This window comes from Propioniciclava sp. MC1683 (assembly GCF_014164675.1).
In the GTDB taxonomy this organism is placed as follows: Bacteria; Actinomycetota; Actinomycetes; order Propionibacteriales; family Propionibacteriaceae; genus Propioniciclava.
The window spans coordinates 118,064-133,911 of record NZ_JACJFX010000009.1 but is presented as its reverse complement, the minus strand read 5'-3'; the positions used below and the strand labels follow the sequence as shown (position 1 = coordinate 133,911).

Sequence of the window (15,848 nt, the reverse complement as noted above, 5' to 3'; positions counted from 1 at the left end):
CAGAGACGAGCAACCTACGACTGGAACGCCAGGAGCGTGATTATCCCGAGGATCCCCAGCCACAGCCCCCGTTGACAAGCAGCAACGGCCACGACTCGGGATAACCAGATCCTCGGGATAGTCCTTCGGCTTCTTGATCCGTCCCGGCAGCACCGCCGCCGAGTAGTGCGCCGCGAGCTCCCGATACGCGTCGTTGAGGACCACCTCACCCTCCGCCGGGTGGGAGATCACCCCGGTCTTCAGGTTGTCCGGGATGATCCGCGGGACGGAGCCGCCGAACCAGTCGAACATCGCGACGTGGGCGCGCAGCCAGGTGTCCTGCTTCATGTCCAGCGTCGGCTCGACGAACGCGAACCGTGAGAACGGCAACGTCGCGACGAACAAGCAGACCCGCGTCTGCTGCCCGGTGACAGGGTCGGTCAGCTGCATCGTCTTGCCCGACCAGTCGACCTCAACCGACTGCCCGGCCTTGTGCCCGACCCGCGACGCCGCCCCGATCACGAGGACGTGCTGCTGGTAGGTCTTACAGAACCTGTCGTAGCCCATCGCCGGCGACCCGTCCGCCCGGCAGGCGTCGACGTACTCGCCATGCAGCAGCTTCAGCGTCACCCCGACCTTCGCGAGCTCCTTGTGGACCCGGTCCCAGTCCGGCTGCGCGTGAACACTCTCGTGCTCACCCCGCCCCGGAAACAATCGCGCATACACCTCCGCGTCGTCGACATCGGCGACCTCGCGATAGTCGATACCCTCACGGTCGGCGGCGTCGAACACCGCGATGACCGAGTGCCGCGACATCCCCTGCGCCTCGATCTGCCGCGCCGAGAACCCCTCCGCGCGAAGCCTCAACACCAGCTTCGCCTTGATCCTGCGTACCATCCGAACTACTCCTTCTGCCGCGTGATTGGCCACGCGGCAGAAGGAGCCTAAGAAGGTGGTGCTGAAGCCGAATACTCGGTGGCGCTCAACGACGAGAACACGCGCACGAACAAGTGGTGCTCAACGGCAATACCGGTGGTGCTCCGAGACACCAATACTCACCCCTGTGTCACGCTTCAGTGTCGCGCCGTGCTGATGCACACGTGCAATCGTGGAGTCGATCGAGACGACCCAGTCGATCTTCCCGGCGGCGTCGGCCTGCTTCTGCACCTCGGCCAGCAGCTTCTCCCAGGTGCCGTCCTCGGCCCACCGGTTGAACCGCTTGTAGATCGAGTTCCACTTACCGAACCGCTCCGGCACGTCCCGCCACGGCGCCCCGGTGCGGTACTTCCACGCCATCCCCTCGACCGCGAGGCGATGATCCGTCCACGGCCTCGACCTCCCGGTCACCGTCGGCATCAACGGCTCCATCACGGCCCACACCTCGTCAGAGATCTCCTGTCGCGTCACCGTTCAAGACTCACCCACCGAGGAGCGAAACCTCTTGATCAACACGGCCTAGGTGCTGAACCGCCTCTGCGAGAGCGCCCCGCCTGCCTGAGCTACGGCTCGGGTGGGCGGGGCGTTTTTCGTTGTCCGGCTACTTGCCGAGCGCCTTCCGCGCTCGGGGCCGAGTTAGGCTGTCAACTTGGCTGTCAGAACGGCCTTTTGCGCGTGCTGCCTAGGGGTCGCCAGTGGTTTCCTAAACCATGTGTCGGAGGTTCGAATCCTCCCGGGGCCGCCACCTGAATATCCGCTTTGGCTACAAGATTCACCAGATTCGGCCAGCACCGACCGGGCGAAGACGCGGGGGTCACGTCGGCGAGGGCGGCTTTCGACGGAGATGCTCGATCTCGCGGCGTAGTTCGAGGTTCTCGGCACGCAGCAACAGCACTTGCGCGACCCCTGCGAGGTTGAGCCCAGCAGCAAGCAGGCTCGCGATTTCGCCAATCCGCTCCAGTTCCCGAGTGCTGTAACGACGAGTTCCACCCTCGGTGCGGTGGGGCTCGATCAAGCCCTTCTGCTCGTAGATGCGAAGCATTTGAGGGTTCACCCCGGTCACTTCCGCGGCGACGGAGATCGAGTACAGGGCCCGGTCGTTGTTCAGATCCACCATGGCGCACCTCCGAGTCCGTGACGCCTGCCTCCTGCTACTGGCGTGATCCGGACCGGGCCAGGCACGATGGGGGGCTGTTCGAGGCTCCAGGGCGGTGGGGGGATCCCGGCCGCCAGCCGCGGGGAGCGGCGCAAGAGCCGGGGTGATACGCGCTCGGCCGCGTCGGAGCGCTTCGACACGTCGGGATGGTGTTCCCGAGCCAGCCGTCGATAGGACGCTCCGATCGTCCGCCGGTCACTGCCCGGAAGGACACCCAGCAACCGCAGCGCCTCCGCTCGCTTCCCCTCCATGACTCCCCGATCCGACCTTCCCCGACTTCTTCGACGTGATGCTTGACATCTTTGCACAGGCCAACCCAAATCTAAAGTGTACAGTTTAGATAATCTGAAGAGTACCGGCGCAGCGCTCTTCAGAGCACACGGTTAGGAGGAAGAACCCATGTTGATGCGCACCGATCCGTTCCGGGACTTCGACCGTCTGGCCGAGGCCATGTTGGGCACGCGCGCCCGCCCGGCCGCCATGCCCATGACGGCCTACCGGGACGATGGCTCGTTCGTGGTCGACCTCGACCTGCCAGGGGTCTCGGCCGACTCGATCGACCTGATGGTGGAGCAGAACGTGCTCACTGTTCACGCGGAGCGCAAGCCCCCCGCCGGTGACACCGAGCGCATCGTGGACGAGCGCAGCTACGGGGTGTTCAGCCGTCAGCTCTTCCTGGGCGAGACGCTGGACGCCGACCAGCTCTCCGCCAACTACGACGCAGGCGTGCTCACGATCCGGATTCCCATCGCCGAGAAGGCCAAGCCACGCAAGGTCGAGATCACGTCCGGCGATTCCGCCAAGGAGATCAGCGCCTGAACGGACACCGCATTCTGGAGTCCTCAGGGGGTCGGGATGCGTCCCGACCCCCTGAAGTCCGACCAAGGCCCACAGGAAGGAGAGAAATGTACCCGTCCAAGGAAGCTCGTGAACTTGCGATCCTCCTCCGCATCAGCCGCGAGCTCGACATCGTCGGAGACGTCACCGCCACCGTCGAGTCGCCCTCAGAGCTTCTCGCTTGGACGCTTATCCTCCACAAACCCCAGGTTCTGGCCTGGCGCGCCACCCACTCGGGCCACCGCTACATCCAAGTGACGGCGCACCGCTCCAAGGCGCCCATCCGCGGCCACATCACCGCCATCCTCCACTGCGAACGTCACCCGGAGTTCTGGGAGGCGCTCTCCTTGGCCAGTCTCAACCCGGGGGACCGCCGTGAGCTCGCCCCCGGGACGCTCTCTGAGGGATGGGCCATCATGCCACTCACCCCGGAATCCTCCGGACAAGAGGCGCCACCCCAACCGCCTCAGCCCTGAACTCGGCTGGCGGCCAGCCGGCCCAACGCCTCGGCGCGCTCGACACGCAGGTCGACCAGCGGGTCCGGGTAGTCGCCGCGCGCCTGGGCGGGGAGCTTCCACGGCTGGTGGACGGCCGACCCCGGGATGCCGCGCAGTTCGGGGACCCAGCGGCGCACGTAGTCACCCTCGGGGTCGAAGCGCTCGCCCTGCAGCGTGGGGTTGAACACCCGGAAGTAGGGGGCCGCGTCGGTGCCGGTGCCGGCGACCCATTGCCAGCCGTGCTGGTTGGAGGCCAGGTCGGCGTCCGCGAGGTGCTTCAGGAAGTGCTCGGCCCCCACCTGCCAGCGTGTGTGCAGGTGCTTGACCAGGAAGCTGGCCGTCACCATCCGCACGCGGTTGTGCACCCACCCCTCGCCCAGCAGTTGGCGCATGCCCGCGTCCACGATGGGGTACCCGGTGCGTCCCTGTTTCCAGGCCGCGACGCGGTCGGGAACTTCGTCGTAGGCAAGGTCGGCGAGGGAGTGGTTCAGGTCGTCCGTCGCCGAAGCCGGGTGGTGGTGCAGCACGTCGGCATAGAACTCGCGCCACGCCAGCTCGGTCCGGAAACGATCCTCCCCCCGACCGCCGTGCGCCTCGAGGTCGGCGAGCAACGTGCGGGGGTGGATCGCCCCGACCGACAGGTGGGGCGACAGGCGGGAGGTGCCGTCGAGGTCGGGTCGGTTGCGGTCGGCGTCGTAGGTGCCCAGCGGTCCAGCGAGGAACCGGTGCCACGCGTCGAGGGCAACCTGCTCCCCGGCGTCGGGGAGCGCCACGTCCCGTACCGCCGCGGCACGTTCGACCTCGGCCCAGGCGTCCGGGTCGCTGCGGTCGGCAGCCAGCCGCAGTCCGGCCGGCTCCTCGGCCGGTGGCCTCCAGCCGTGCTCGAACCACGCCGCGCTGAACGGGGTGAAGACCCGGTAGGGCGAGCCATCCTTGCGGCGCACCCGTCCGGGGGTGACTGCATACGGGCTGCCGGTGCGGACCAGCGACACCCCCGACGCCGCGAGCGCGGCCTCCACCCTCGCGTCGCGGGCCGCTCCGTCCGGTTCGGTCTCCGCCGACACGTGGACACTGGGGGCGGCGAACTCGCGGGACAGGGCGGGTATCACCTTCACGGGATCACCCCGCCTCAGGGTGAGCCGGCCCTCATAGGCCGCTCGGGTCGCCAGCAGGGTGCGCGCCGTGAACGTGCGCTTGGGTGCCCCGAGGGCAGCCCAACCATCCGGGTCCAGGACGAACACGATGGCCACCTCACCCCCCAAGGCGGTCGCGGCCCCCAGCGTGGGCAGGTCACTGCGCCGCAGGTCGCGGCGGAGCCAGACGATCTCAGCCATCGGTCACCGGTTCAGGCGGGCTAGTTCAGCCGACAGCGCCGTCGCGAACCCGCACCAGACGGCGTAGAGCCCCAGCCCGACCGCCTTGCCGGACCCAGTCGCGGCGGCTCGGCGGGCAAGATCGGCGGACGAGGCGGCCAGCGCCGCGGCGCCCAGGGTCGCGGCGGGCAGGTTGCGTGATCGGAAGAAGATCCCGCTCCAAGCAGCATTGAGCGGAAGGTTCACCGCCAACGACCGGCGGAGGTCCGCAGCCTTTTCGAGGTCGCCGGCCTCCTCGGCTTCGGTGATCGCGGCGGTGGTCGCCACCGCGATGATCGCGTAGAGACCGGTCCACACGATCGGGAACGCACTGGCCGGGGGCTGCCACGTTGGCTTGCGCAGCGACCGGGACCAAGCGCTGTCCGGGTCGGTGAGCAGGGAACCGGCCACAGCGGTCGCCGCGACCGCTGCTGACACGGTTGCCAGCGTCCTGCCCCAGCGGCGGGGGTCGATGTCCCGGGTTGCCAGAGCGATGGCGTCCTCGAAGCCCTTCAGGCCCCCTTCGGGGTCACCGAGGAGGGTGGCGGCGTCGTCCTCGGACTTGACCGCATCGTTGATGAGACTGCCCACCAGCGGCCGGGCGATACCGGCCGGGACGGGGGTGACGAGTCCGACCCACAGCGACGCCAGGCGGGGCGTCAACACCGGCACCGTCCCCACCAGGCGGGGTCCCAGGCCCGTGGCAGCGGCGTAGCGGCGCATCATCTCGAGGTAGGTCAACTGCTCGGGCATGCCGACGTCGATCGTCCGGTTCACGCCCGGATCCAGGTCGGCCGCGCGCACGAGGTAGTGGACGACGTCGCTCACCGCGATGGGCTGGATGCGGTTGCGCAGCCACTTGGGTCCGAACGAGACGGGAAGACGCTCGGTGAGGTGGCGCAGCATATCGAAGGACGCCGACCCCTCACCGAGGACCACCCCCGCCTGCAGAACAGCCGTCGGGACACCGGACTCCAAAAGGATCTCCCCCACCTCGACGCGGGAGGCGAGGTGGTCGGACAGCCTGCCCTGGGGGTGTAATCCCGACAGGTAGACGATGCGGCCCACCTCGGCGGCGCGGGCGCTGTCGGCGAACCGGCGGGCCAGCCGGCGGTCCCGGTCACGATAGTCACCCTTGCCGTCCATCGAGTGCAGCAGGTAGTACGCCACCCGGCAGCCCGCCAGTGCCTCAGCCAGCGCGTCCGGATCGGTCGCGTCGCCCTGCACGACGTCCACCCGGTCGCGCCACGCCTGCGCGAGTCCTCCGGGGTTGCGCGCCAGGACCCGGACGGTCCATCCCTGTTCCAGGAGGGCGGGCACGAGTTGGGATCCGACGTAGCCGGATGCCCCCGTGACGAGGGCGGTGCGATCAGGCATATCAGCCTCCCAGGGCGAAGACGGGTGGAAGTAGGAAGAGCATCCCCATCGACCAGGTCAGGTGCGAGGCGATGGGGCCCAGCACGCCACCGGTCACGCGCCGCTGGGCTGCGGTCAGCAACCCGAGGCAGATGGCGGCGAAGGTGAGCAGCAGCACCCCCGAGAACAAGGTGGACGCCGCGTAGAGGGCGGTGCTGCCCAAGGCGTTGATGCGCGGGGGCAACGCGGCGTAGACGGCACCGCGGAAGAACAGTTCCTCGGCGATCCCGTTGACCGCCGTGACCAGGGCCACGACCCACAGTGCGCCGTAGCGGGCGTGGTCCAGCAACCCCTCGACGGGTCCCCGCAGGATCGGCACCTGCGCGACGACCAGAGCCCCGACCAGGAAGACGGCCAGCAGCAGGAGCCCCAGCAGGAACCCTTGCAGCAGACCGAGGCTCGTGTCCCCGCTGCGGGTCCGCGCCGCGCCGAGATGGAGGGGGCCGGACACGATCGCACCGGCGGTCCACAACAGGGCGACGCCGAGCGAGGCCGCGTAGAACAGCGGGTCGCCGGGCCGGACGGCCAGGGCCAGCCCGAGGCCGACCGCGCCCAGGACGACGGTGACGCCCACCACGACCCGACGGCGGCGCCGAGCTGACACGCTCTCGGTGCGGGTGCGCTCGACCGGGGTGACCAACGACGCCGCCAGGAAGGCGCGGAACTCCGCGATCGCCGCCATCTCAGCAGCCCTGCCGGGGTGTCTGGGTGCGGGGCGCCATGGTCATGTCCCCACACTAGGCGTGATCGGCATCGCGACCCAACCACCTTGGACATGACGCGGGGCTAGGGTGGCCGGGTGTTCGATGTCGCGATCGTGGGCCTGGGCCCGGCCGGCAGGGCCCTCGCGTCGGCCTGCGCCAGCGCGGGCCTGCAGGTGCTCGCGGTGGATCCCCACCCCGATGCCGTGTGGGCTCCCACGTTCGGAATGTGGGCGGACGAGTTGGGCGACCTCCCCACGACCGTGGTGAGGGCGCGCGTGGATCACCCCGAGATCCGGGGGCGAGCGGCACACGACCTGACGCGCACGTACGTGATTCTGGACAACCCAGCGCTCCAGGCGGCCCTCCCCCTGACCGGCGTCGAGATCGAGCGATCGAGGCTGGACGACGACGACGTGTTGGCCCTGTCGGGGCGCGCACGCGTCGTCGTTGACGCGCGGGGTGCCCGGCCGGACGGCAGGGTTCGGGACGACCTCACCCCCCACCAGACGGCGTACGGCATCGTCCTCCCGAGCGCTCTGGCCGCCCCCGCCCTGGGCCACGCCGAGGGGTTCCTGATGGACTTCACCCCGGACTGGGCGGCCGATCCCGACCGCCCCGAGGATCCTGCGTCGTTCCTGTACGCGCTACCGGTGGGCGACGGCATGGTGCTGCTGGAGGAGACCTGTCTCGCCGCTGCCCCGGGCGTCCCGATCGACACGCTGAAGGTTCGCCTGGGGCGAAGGCTCGAGCGTCGCGGCGTCGACCCCGCAGCGATCGCCACCCCGTCGGGTCGCGAGGTCGTGCGCATCCCCATGCTCGGCCGCGGCGCGCCTCCCCCGCCGGGGGTGGTCGCGATCGGCACGGCGGGGCGCGGAGGCCATCCGGTCAGCGGGTACTCGGTCGCGCACGCGCTGGCCAGCGCCCCACGCCTGGCCTCCGCCATCGCTGCCGGTCGCACTCCTGTTCCGGATCCCACGCGCGCCGGCGACCACGTGCGGTCCCTCGCGTTGCGGGCGCTGCTCCGTCTGGATTCCGACACCACCATCGAGCTCTTCGACGCCTTCGGACGGCTACGTCCCGGCCAGCAACGTGCGTTCCTGTCCCGCCAGAGCAGCGCACTCAGCGTCCTGGGGGCCATGTGGGGCATCTTCCGGCGCATGCCCGGGAAGGCCCAACGTCGGCTGGTGGCGGCGACGTTCGGGCGGTGAATGGCGGGCCCGGCCGCTGCGTGCGGCGGCCCCGCTCGCCCCCGTGCGGGGCTTCACCGCACCTGGAGTTCGAAGTCGCGCAGTGTGTACCCCTCGATCAGGTCATCCCACTCGATCGAAGGTTCCCGCACGATCCGGACCTCGCGCGCCAAGAGGCGCACGAGCAGGGCATCGGCCTCCAGCAACGCCAGCGGTTGGCCAGGACACTTGTGGGCCCCGTCACCGAACGTCATCCCGGCCGGGTCGACGCCGCGGGCCCTCTGTCGATCCGGACACACGTTCAACGGCTGGTCGCCGACCGCGTCGAGGTCGGTGTTGGTGCTGCGGACGTGGACGTCGACGAGGTCCCCGGGCTCCAGCGCCACCTGGGTGTCCCGGTCGCGGATGGTGAAACCCTCGTGGACACGGCGGTACAGGTGGCCGACGACGGGCTCCAGCCGGATGACCTCGTTCAGGATCGCAAGCCTTTCCTCCTGCTCGCCCTCGAGGAACCGGCCCCGAAGGGAGTCATCGGTCAGGAGGTGCCAGGCAGCCATGCAGATGAACTCGCGCGTGGTGACCATGCCTGCGGTCCCGTAGGTCACGGACTCGACAAGGATGTCGGTGTCGGTGTAACCCTCCGCGATGAGGTGGCTGATGACGTCGTTGGCGGGCTCCCGGCGGCGAGCCCGGACGGCGGGCCGGACGTCGGCGACGTAGAAGCGGACCAGCGGCACGAGACCGTTGACCGCCGCCTGCATCCACTGCCGGCGGGTACGCCCCAGGCCCGGTTGGTCGAGGTCGAAGGGTGGCTGGTTGAAGAACGTCACCAGGCGACGCGCCATCGAGCGCACGTCGGAGCCGGTCAGCCCGACGACCTGGGCAGTGACCTCCACGGAGTAGAACAGGGCGAGGTCGTCGAGTCGGCACCGAGGTGAGGACACGGCCTCTGCGACGATCCGCTCGGCGCACGACTCCATCAGGCCGGTGTACCGCTCGCGCACCACGGAGGGGGCGAAGAAGCGGGCCACCTTCGTGCGCTGCTGGTCGTGGAGCGGACCGTCCGACATGAGGATGGGATGGTGCTTCAGGACGCCCTGCGGGATGGACTCGGCGGTGAACCCAGCTTGGGTCGTGCGCTGACGCGCCCGCAGCACCTGTCTGGCGGCCTCGAGCGATCGGACGCGAACGGTACGGCCCCGGCGCTCGATGCGGGGCCCGGCGCTCTCTCCGGGGCGGTGCACCTTGCGGTGGCCAGGGTCCGGCTCCATCACACTCCTCCATGGGTGTCCCCGCCACTCTAGGTGATCTGACCCCAGACCCAGCCGCACCCGAGCGGCGTCGGGCGATCCTTCTTTGGAGGGGTTATTTCCTTCATTCTCTGAACTAGAGTGGCGACGCGGGGGGTGGAGTGGACAGGATGCTTTCTGCAACGATGTGGTGTTCCCCCGGACAGCGACCGCGCACGATTGGACGAACCTTGGAACTCCAGATGCCCGTCCGGCAAGACTCGCCGCGCGAACCTGCCGTCGCCGTCGCCGACGAAGTCGTGCTTCTCGACGAGCAGGGCCAGCCCGTCGGCGCCGCCGACCGGCGCAGTGTCCACACTCGCCAGACCCCGCTCCACCTCGCCTTCTCCACGTACCTGTTCGATTCCGAGGGCCGGGTGCTGATCACGCGGCGTGCCCTCCACAAGGCCACCTGGCCGGGCGTGTGGACCAACAGCTGCTGCGGGCACCCGCTTCCGGGCGAGGACATCGAGGCAGCGGCCCGGCGGCGCGTGAGGGAGGAACTGGGCCTAGAGGTCACCGAGCTGCTCCCGGCGGTGCCCGACTTCCGCTATCGGGCAGTGGACGCCAGCGGAATCGTGGAGAACGAGTTCTGCCCCGTCTTCATCGGCCACGTCTCCTCCTCCCGCGTCGCCCCCGACCCGGACGAGGTCGCTGAGCACGCTTGGGTGAGGTGGGAGGACCTGGTGGCCGCGATCACCGCCACCCCCGCTGTGTACAGCCCGTGGAGCGTCCTCCAGGTGCCCCGCGTCGCGCTCGCGCTCGAGGGCGCCTCGTGCACCCCGGCCCCTTCGCCCACGGATTTCGTCGACCGCGTGGACGGGCTGCTGACCACCACCTTGCGCGACCTGGCCGGCACCTGGGAGCGGATCAACCGTGCCGAGGGCGTCGAGGTGCTCCCTGACGACCTGCCGGCCTGGCTCGAACGCCTGCTCGTGGGGCGCGGCAAGCGCCTGCGCGCCACCATGCTCCACTGGGCCTTCGTGGCGGCCGGCGGTGACATCGCCGGCCCCGACTATCCGGGGCTGATCCGGATCGCCGCGGCCCTGGAGACCCTGCACCTGTTCGCCATGGTGCACGACGACATCATGGATGAGTCGGGGTCACGTCGCGGGATGCCAGCCGCACACGTCGAGGCCGCCGAATGGCACCGGCAGGCGGGCGCCGACGGTGAGCCCAACGCCTTCGGGGTCAACCTCGCCATACTCTTGGGTGACCTGGCGCACACGCTGGCCGACAGCCTTGTCCAGCCGCTCCCCCTCCGACTGCGCCGCCTGTGGTTCGAGCTCTGCGTCGAGCTGATGGTCGGGCAACGCGCCGATCTCACCGGCGCCGCGGCAGGTCGACGTGACCTTGCCCACGCCGAGCACATCGCCCGGCTCAAGTCGGGCATGTACACCATCGAGCGCCCCCTGCAGTTGGGCGCGCTCGCTGCGGACGCCGAGGAGGGCACGTGCGCCGCACTGCAGCAATGGGGGGAGCACATCGGCCGCGCCTTCGCCCTGCGTGACGACCAGCTGGGGATCTGGGGCGACCCGGCGCTCACCGGGAAGCCGGCTGGCGACGATCTGGCCGAGGGCAAGGCCACGGTGATCCTCGCACTGGCCTTCGAGCGCCTGGACGGTCCCGCCCGCGAGGCGCTCACCCGCCTCGGGACCGTGGATCTTCGCCCGGGCGACGTCACCGTGGTGAGTGATGCCCTGATATCCACCGGCGTCCGCGACGACATCGAAACCATGATTGAGGACGCCGTGGCACGCGCCGACGCCTGCCTCGCCCACGGCCAGCTCACCGAAGCCGGCATCGAGGGGCTGCGATCCGCGGCCCGCGCCATCGCCTGGAGGGACGCATGAACGTACTCGTCATCGGAGCCGGCCTGTCCGGCCTGTCCGCTGCGCTGCACCTGCGGGGGCAGGGTCACCACGTCACGGTGCTCGAGCGTGCTGCTGTGCCCGGGGGGCGGAGCGGCCGCATCGAGCGCGACGGGTTCACCTTCGACTCCGGCCCGACCGTTTTCACCATGGTGGACCTGCTCGACCAGGCCTTCCGGGCGGTGGGTCGCCGCGCGGACGACTACCTGACGATGCAGCTGCTCGACCCGGCCTATCGTGCGTGCTTCGACGACGGCTCCACCCTGCACGTGCGCCACGGAGTGGAGGCGATGCGCGCCGAGATCGCCCGCGAGTGCGGGTCGGTCGACGCCGCCGCCTACGAGGAGTTCGTCGTCTGGCTGCGCAAGCTGTACCTGGCTGAACTGCCCCACTTCATCGACGTGAACTTCGACCGCCCGACCGACCTGTTGCGCAACCCGGTCGCGGCCGCCCGTCTGGTCGCGCTGGGCGGCTTCGACCGCCTCGGTCCCGCCATCGAGCGCCGCTTCTCCGACCCGCGCCTCCACCGCATCTTCAGCTTCCAGGCGATGTACGCCGGCCTCGCGCCCGCCCAGGCGCTGGCGCTGTACGCCGTCATCACCTACATGGACTCGGTCGAGGGCGTCTGGTTCCCGGAAGGAGGCATGCGCGCGGTCCCCGATGCGATGGCGAAGGCCGCCATGGACGCCGGGGTCGAGTTCCACTACGGGGCCACCGTGGACCGCATCACCTGCGCGCAGGGGCGAGCCACCGGCGTGCGGCTGGCCGGTGGAGAACGCCTGAACGCGGATGCCGTGGTCTGCACGCTGGACCTCCCGGTCGCCTACGAAGAGCTCCTCCCCGAGGTCCCCACGCCCCGCGTCGCCGCGCGGGGGCGCTACTCCCCCTCGTGCGTGGTGTGGCACCTGGGCGTCAAGGGCGCCCCACCGCCGGAGGCCGCCCACCACAACATCCACTTCGGGCAGCAGTGGCACGACGCCTTCGACGACCTGCTCCGGCGCGGACTTCCCATGGCCGACCCCTCCCGCTTCGTGGCCGTCCCGTCCCTGCACGACCGCGACGCGGCACCCGAGGGCTGCACCAGCCTCTACGTCCTGGAACCCACCCCCAACCTGGAGGTGGGCCGGCTCGACTGGCCCAGCGAAGGCCCCCGCCTGCGCGAACGCATGCTCACCGACCTGCAACGCTGGGGCTACCCCACCGACATCGTGACCGAGGAGTTGGTCACTCCCCAGGACTGGCTGGCGCAGGGCATGGCAGCGGGAACCCCGTTCGCGCTCGCCCACACGTTCCGCCAGACCGGCCCCTTCCGCGCCAAGAACGTCGACAAGCGCGTGAAGGGCCTGGTCTTCGCCGGGTCGAGCACCACCCCCGGTGTGGGTATCCCCATGGTGCTCATCTCCGGGAAGCTCGCCGCCCGACGCGTTGCGGAGATGACCTGGTGAGCACCCTGCTGGAGGACGGGTACCGCACCGCCGCACGCCTCACCCGCGAGCACGGCACCACGTACTACTGGGGCGCCCTGCTCCTGCCCCCACCCCAGCGCCGGGACGTGCACGCGGTCTACGCGCTGTGCCGGCTGGCCGACGACATCGTCGACGAGCCGGACAAGACCCCCCACCCATCGGTGCCGGCCCACGGCACCCCGACGGAGCGTCTCGACGCGTTCCGCGCCTGGTTCTTCGCGGCATTGGCCCGCGGCACCTCAGACGAACCGGTGATGGCCTCGGTGATCGACAGCTTGCGGCGACGCGGCACCGACCCCGAGTGCTTCGAGCGGTTCTTCGACGCCATGGCGCTCGACCTGACCCACTCCACCTGGCCCACGTGGCCCGCGCTCCGCGACGGCTACATGGAGGGCTCGGCGGCCGTCATCGGAGAGATGATGCTGCCCGTCCTGGAACCCACCAGCGACGCTGCCCGCGACCACGCACGCTCTCTGGGATTGGCCTTTCAACTCACCAATTTCCTGCGTGACGTCGACGCGGACCTCAGCCGTGGCCGCGTCTACCTGCCCCAGGACGAGCTCGCCAGGCACGGCGCCGACCCCCACCTGCGCCAGGTGACGCCGCAGTGGCGCACGTTCATGGCCGAGCAGGTGGACCGCAACCGCACGCTGTACGCCCACGCAGCCGATGGCCTGCCCTATCTGCCCGAAGCCTCGCGCCGCTGCGTTGGCACCGCCCTTACCCTGTACCAACGGATCCTCGACCGGATCGAAGCGGCCGACTACGACGTCTTCAACGGACGCATCCGGGTACCCGCCCACGAGAAGCTGGCCCTGTTCGGTCGCCAAGCCGCAGTCGGCGCGCTACGCCCCTCGCGTTGGGCGGGCGTCCGAGGCCGCGTGGACCGCCACCAGCAACCATGAGCACCCGAGCAGCGTTCGACCGCGGGGCGCGGCACTACGACCTCATGGTCGCCCTCAACCCCGGCTACCACGCCCATCTGCGCAGGGCAGCCGCATCACTGGTGGACACGCTGCGCGGCCAGCCCGGACCATGGCGCCTCCTCGACCTCGCCTGCGGTTCGGGAGCATCCACCCGAGCACTGGTGGACGCAGCCCCACCCGACACCCACATCCAAGGGTTGGACGCCTCCCCCGGGATGCTCAGCCGCGCCCGCGCCAAACACTGGCCTGCGTCGGTCACCTTCGCCGAGGCCACCGCCGGCGCGCTGGACACCCAAGCGTGGCAGCCCGGAACCCACCACGGCATCCTGTCGGCCTATCTCTTCCGCAACCTCACGCCCGCTCAACGCCGAGACGCACTGGCGGAGATCCAGGCGCTGCTCACACCCGGCGGCACCCTGACCGTCGTCGAGTACTCCGTGCGCGAGCGATTCCGCGCGCAACTGGTGTGGAGCATCGTGAGCTGGCTGGTCATCATCCCGCTCGGAGCCCTGCTCGACCGCAACCCCTCGCTGTACACCTACCTCTGGCGCAGCGTGATGGAGTTCGACACACCGACGCAATTCATGAAGCAGCTCCACACCGCCGGCTTCGTGGACATCGCCACCCGGAGTGTGCCCGGCTGGCAAAACGGCATCCTCCACCTCTACATGGCCCGCAAGCCCCAGGAGACCGCATGAAGCGACCCGCCCGCCCCGGCCGCGATCGGCGCGCCGTCCACCACCCCGGTCCCTCCGGTGCCGAGCGCCTGACGGGCGAAGCGAAGGTCGTCGTCGTCGGAGGCGGCATCGCCGGCCTGTCGGCCGCCACGATCCTGGCCGAACGCGGAGTCCGAGTGACGCTGGTGGAGGCATCACCCCGACTCGGCGGACGCGTCGCCGCGTGGCCGCTCGAGGACGGACGCACCATGAGTCGCGGCTTCCACGCCTTCTTCCGCCAGTACTACAACCTACGAGCGGTGCTGCGCCGACCCGACCCCGACCTGGCACGGCTGATCCCGATACGCGACTACCCACTGCAGCGTCCCGACGGAATGCGGGACTCCTTCAACAACATCCCCAGGACGCCACCGTTCAGCGTCATGGGGTTTGTCGCCCGGAGCCCCTCATTCACACTCGCGTCCCTGGCGAAGGTCGACGTACCCGCCGCCCTGGAGCTGTTGCGCGTCCGCTTCCCCGACACCTACAGCCATTACGACGGCGAATCGGCCGCCGCGTTCCTGGACCGACTGCGCTTCCCCGCCGACGCACGCGACCTCGCCCTCGAGGTGTTCGCACGCTCCTTCTTCGCCGATCCGAACGACTTCGCCGCCGGCGAACTGGTCGCCATGTTCCACACCTACTTCATGGGCTCGGCCGAAGGACTCCTGTTCGACGTCCCCGACGACGACTACGACACCGCCCTGTGGCAACCCCTCGGCCACTACCTGGCCCGACTCGGCGTGGAGGTACGCACCGGCGTCCGCGTGAGCACCATCGGCCCGACCGGAGCCCGGACCAACCACGGCGAGCTCATCGAGGCGGACGCCGTCGTCCTGGCCACCGACCCCCGCACTGCCCGCTCCCTGGTGGCCGGCATCGGCGACCCCTCTGGGCCGATGGACGCGTTCACGCGCCGGGTCGCCGAGACGGTCAACGCACCCCCGTTTGCCGTGGTGCGGCTGTGGCTCGATGCGCTGGTCGCCCCCCAGCGCCCCGCCTTCCTGGGCACCAGCGGCTACGGCGCGCTCGACAACGTTTCGGTGCTGGAACGCTTCGAGGCAGGAGCCGCCGCCTGGAGCCGGGCACACGGAGGATCCGTCGTGGAACTGCACGCCTACGCGTGCGACCCGGACGTTCTCGGGAACGAGGGCTCGACCGACCGCCTCGTCCAGCACCTGACCAGCGAGATGCACCGGGTCTTCCCCGAAACAGCGCACATGGGGACGCTGCACCGCGAGGTGCTGGTTCAGGACGACTGCACCCTCATCACCCCATCCCCGTGGAACGACCGTCCGGGGGTGGAGACACCTGCCTCCTGGCTCGTCCTGGCCGGGGACTGGGTGCGCAGCGATTATCCCGTGGCGCTGATGGAGCGCGCCGCAACGACCGGGATCCTGGCAGCGAACGCATTGCTCCAGCGATGGGGAGTCCAGGGCGAGGGCCTGTGGACCGTCCCGACCCGCGGACTCCTGGCCCGCTGAGGTCCCGACCCCCGGACGGTTCCGTTGCCACC

The 15,848-nt window shown here is 69.9% G+C and carries 14 protein-coding genes and 2 pseudogenes; 9 read left to right on the top strand and 7 right to left on the bottom strand.

Annotation, left to right across the window (positions count from 1 at the left end):
* The 3 genes and pseudogenes from H5397_RS08275 to H5397_RS08265 all read right to left on the bottom strand — a co-directional run.
* Positions 1-876 (bottom strand): annotated as a pseudogene (locus H5397_RS08275) (DDE-type integrase/transposase/recombinase); the annotation flags it as partial.
* A gap of 120 nt (positions 877-996) precedes the next feature.
* Positions 997-1,386: an IS5 family transposase gene (locus H5397_RS08270; protein ID WP_182816456.1), complete on the bottom strand. Its 390-nt coding sequence runs from the start codon at positions 1,384-1,386 to the stop codon at positions 997-999.
* A 343-nt stretch (positions 1,387-1,729) separates the two neighbouring features.
* Positions 1,730-2,032 (bottom strand): MerR family transcriptional regulator, encoded by a 303-nt coding sequence (locus H5397_RS08265; RefSeq protein WP_182816454.1) that lies wholly within the window; start codon positions 2,030-2,032, stop codon positions 1,730-1,732.
* 438 nt (positions 2,033-2,470) lie between these two features.
* On the opposite strand from H5397_RS08265, the gene H5397_RS08260 reads away from it, so the two are divergent.
* Together H5397_RS08260 and H5397_RS08255 are read left to right on the top strand one after the other, a co-directional pair.
* Complete coding sequence (locus tag H5397_RS08260) at positions 2,471-2,890, top strand: Hsp20/alpha crystallin family protein (RefSeq protein ID WP_182816452.1); 420 nt, start codon at positions 2,471-2,473, stop codon at positions 2,888-2,890.
* Between the two features lie 86 nt (positions 2,891-2,976).
* Entirely contained in the window at positions 2,977-3,384 is a 408-nt protein-coding gene (locus H5397_RS08255) for a hypothetical protein (RefSeq protein ID WP_182816450.1), read from the top strand.
* Here H5397_RS08255 and H5397_RS08250 read toward each other — a convergent pair.
* The 3 genes from H5397_RS08250 to H5397_RS08240 are packed head-to-tail and all read right to left on the bottom strand — an operon-like array spanning position 3,375 to position 6,855.
* A complete protein-coding gene (locus tag H5397_RS08250; protein WP_182816448.1) occupies positions 3,375-4,739 on the bottom strand; it encodes a deoxyribodipyrimidine photo-lyase in 1,365 nt (454 codons plus the stop codon). The two genes, H5397_RS08255 and H5397_RS08250, sit on opposite strands and share 10 nt — an antisense overlap.
* A gap of 3 nt (positions 4,740-4,742) precedes the next feature.
* On the bottom strand, positions 4,743-6,134 hold the full coding sequence (locus H5397_RS08245) for a tryptophan-rich sensory protein (protein ID WP_182816447.1): 1,392 nt from the start codon (positions 6,132-6,134) through the stop codon (positions 4,743-4,745).
* A gap of 1 nt (position 6,135) precedes the next feature.
* Complete coding sequence (locus H5397_RS08240; RefSeq protein ID WP_182816445.1) at positions 6,136-6,855, bottom strand: CPBP family intramembrane glutamic endopeptidase; 720 nt, start codon at positions 6,853-6,855, stop codon at positions 6,136-6,138.
* 117 nt (positions 6,856-6,972) lie between these two features.
* Here H5397_RS08240 and H5397_RS08235 point away from each other — a divergent pair, with 117 nt between their 5' ends.
* Positions 6,973-8,085 (top strand): lycopene cyclase family protein, encoded by a 1,113-nt coding sequence (locus H5397_RS08235; RefSeq protein ID WP_182816443.1) that lies wholly within the window; start codon positions 6,973-6,975, stop codon positions 8,083-8,085.
* A gap of 53 nt (positions 8,086-8,138) precedes the next feature.
* Here the strand turns inward: H5397_RS08235 and H5397_RS08230 are convergent, their stop codons facing one another.
* A complete protein-coding gene (locus H5397_RS08230; RefSeq protein ID WP_182816441.1) occupies positions 8,139-9,335 on the bottom strand; it encodes a cytochrome P450 in 1,197 nt (398 codons plus the stop codon).
* A gap of 221 nt (positions 9,336-9,556) precedes the next feature.
* Between H5397_RS08230 and idi the strand changes: the two are divergent.
* The 6 genes and pseudogenes from idi to H5397_RS08205 all read left to right on the top strand — a co-directional run.
* Positions 9,557-10,096 (top strand): annotated as a pseudogene (gene idi / locus H5397_RS18820) (isopentenyl-diphosphate Delta-isomerase); the annotation flags it as partial.
* Positions 10,094-11,206 carry a polyprenyl synthetase family protein gene (locus H5397_RS08225; RefSeq protein WP_309224321.1) on the top strand — a complete coding sequence of 371 codons (1,113 nt, stop codon included), beginning with the start codon at positions 10,094-10,096 and terminating at the stop codon, positions 11,204-11,206. The pseudogene idi and the gene H5397_RS08225, both read left to right, overlap by 3 nt.
* Positions 11,203-12,669: a phytoene desaturase family protein gene (gene crtI / locus H5397_RS08220; protein WP_182816437.1), complete on the top strand. Its 1,467-nt coding sequence runs from the start codon at positions 11,203-11,205 to the stop codon at positions 12,667-12,669. The genes H5397_RS08225 and crtI overlap by 4 nt, the downstream gene beginning before the upstream one ends.
* Entirely contained in the window at positions 12,666-13,595 is a 930-nt protein-coding gene (locus H5397_RS08215) for a phytoene/squalene synthase family protein (RefSeq protein WP_182816435.1), read from the top strand. The genes crtI and H5397_RS08215 overlap by 4 nt, the downstream gene beginning before the upstream one ends.
* Entirely contained in the window at positions 13,592-14,314 is a 723-nt protein-coding gene (locus H5397_RS08210) for a class I SAM-dependent methyltransferase (protein WP_182816433.1), read from the top strand. Before H5397_RS08215 ends, H5397_RS08210 begins: the two co-directional genes overlap by 4 nt.
* Entirely contained in the window at positions 14,311-15,816 is a 1,506-nt protein-coding gene (locus tag H5397_RS08205) for an FAD-dependent oxidoreductase (RefSeq protein WP_182816431.1), read from the top strand. Before H5397_RS08210 ends, H5397_RS08205 begins: the two co-directional genes overlap by 4 nt.
* The last annotated feature ends 32 nt before the right edge of the window (positions 15,817-15,848 follow it).

Coding starts and splice junctions, on each gene's coding strand:
- H5397_RS08265 (WP_182816454.1), bottom strand. CDS start 2,032: ATGGTGGATCTGAACAACGACCGGGCCCTGTACTCGATCTCCGTCGCC.
- H5397_RS08260 (WP_182816452.1), top strand. CDS start 2,471: ATGTTGATGCGCACCGATCCGTTCCGGGACTTCGACCGTCTGGCCGAG.
- H5397_RS08255 (WP_182816450.1), top strand. CDS start 2,977: ATGTACCCGTCCAAGGAAGCTCGTGAACTTGCGATCCTCCTCCGCATC.
- H5397_RS08250 (WP_182816448.1), bottom strand. CDS start 4,739: ATGGCTGAGATCGTCTGGCTCCGCCGCGACCTGCGGCGCAGTGACCTG.
- H5397_RS08245 (WP_182816447.1), bottom strand. CDS start 6,134: ATGCCTGATCGCACCGCCCTCGTCACGGGGGCATCCGGCTACGTCGGA.
- H5397_RS08240 (WP_182816445.1), bottom strand. CDS start 6,855: ATGGCGGCGATCGCGGAGTTCCGCGCCTTCCTGGCGGCGTCGTTGGTC.
- H5397_RS08230 (WP_182816441.1), bottom strand. CDS start 9,335: ATGGAGCCGGACCCTGGCCACCGCAAGGTGCACCGCCCCGGAGAGAGC.
- crtI (WP_182816437.1), top strand. CDS start 11,203: ATGAACGTACTCGTCATCGGAGCCGGCCTGTCCGGCCTGTCCGCTGCG.
- H5397_RS08210 (WP_182816433.1), top strand. CDS start 13,592: ATGAGCACCCGAGCAGCGTTCGACCGCGGGGCGCGGCACTACGACCTC.
- H5397_RS08205 (WP_182816431.1), top strand. CDS start 14,311: ATGAAGCGACCCGCCCGCCCCGGCCGCGATCGGCGCGCCGTCCACCAC.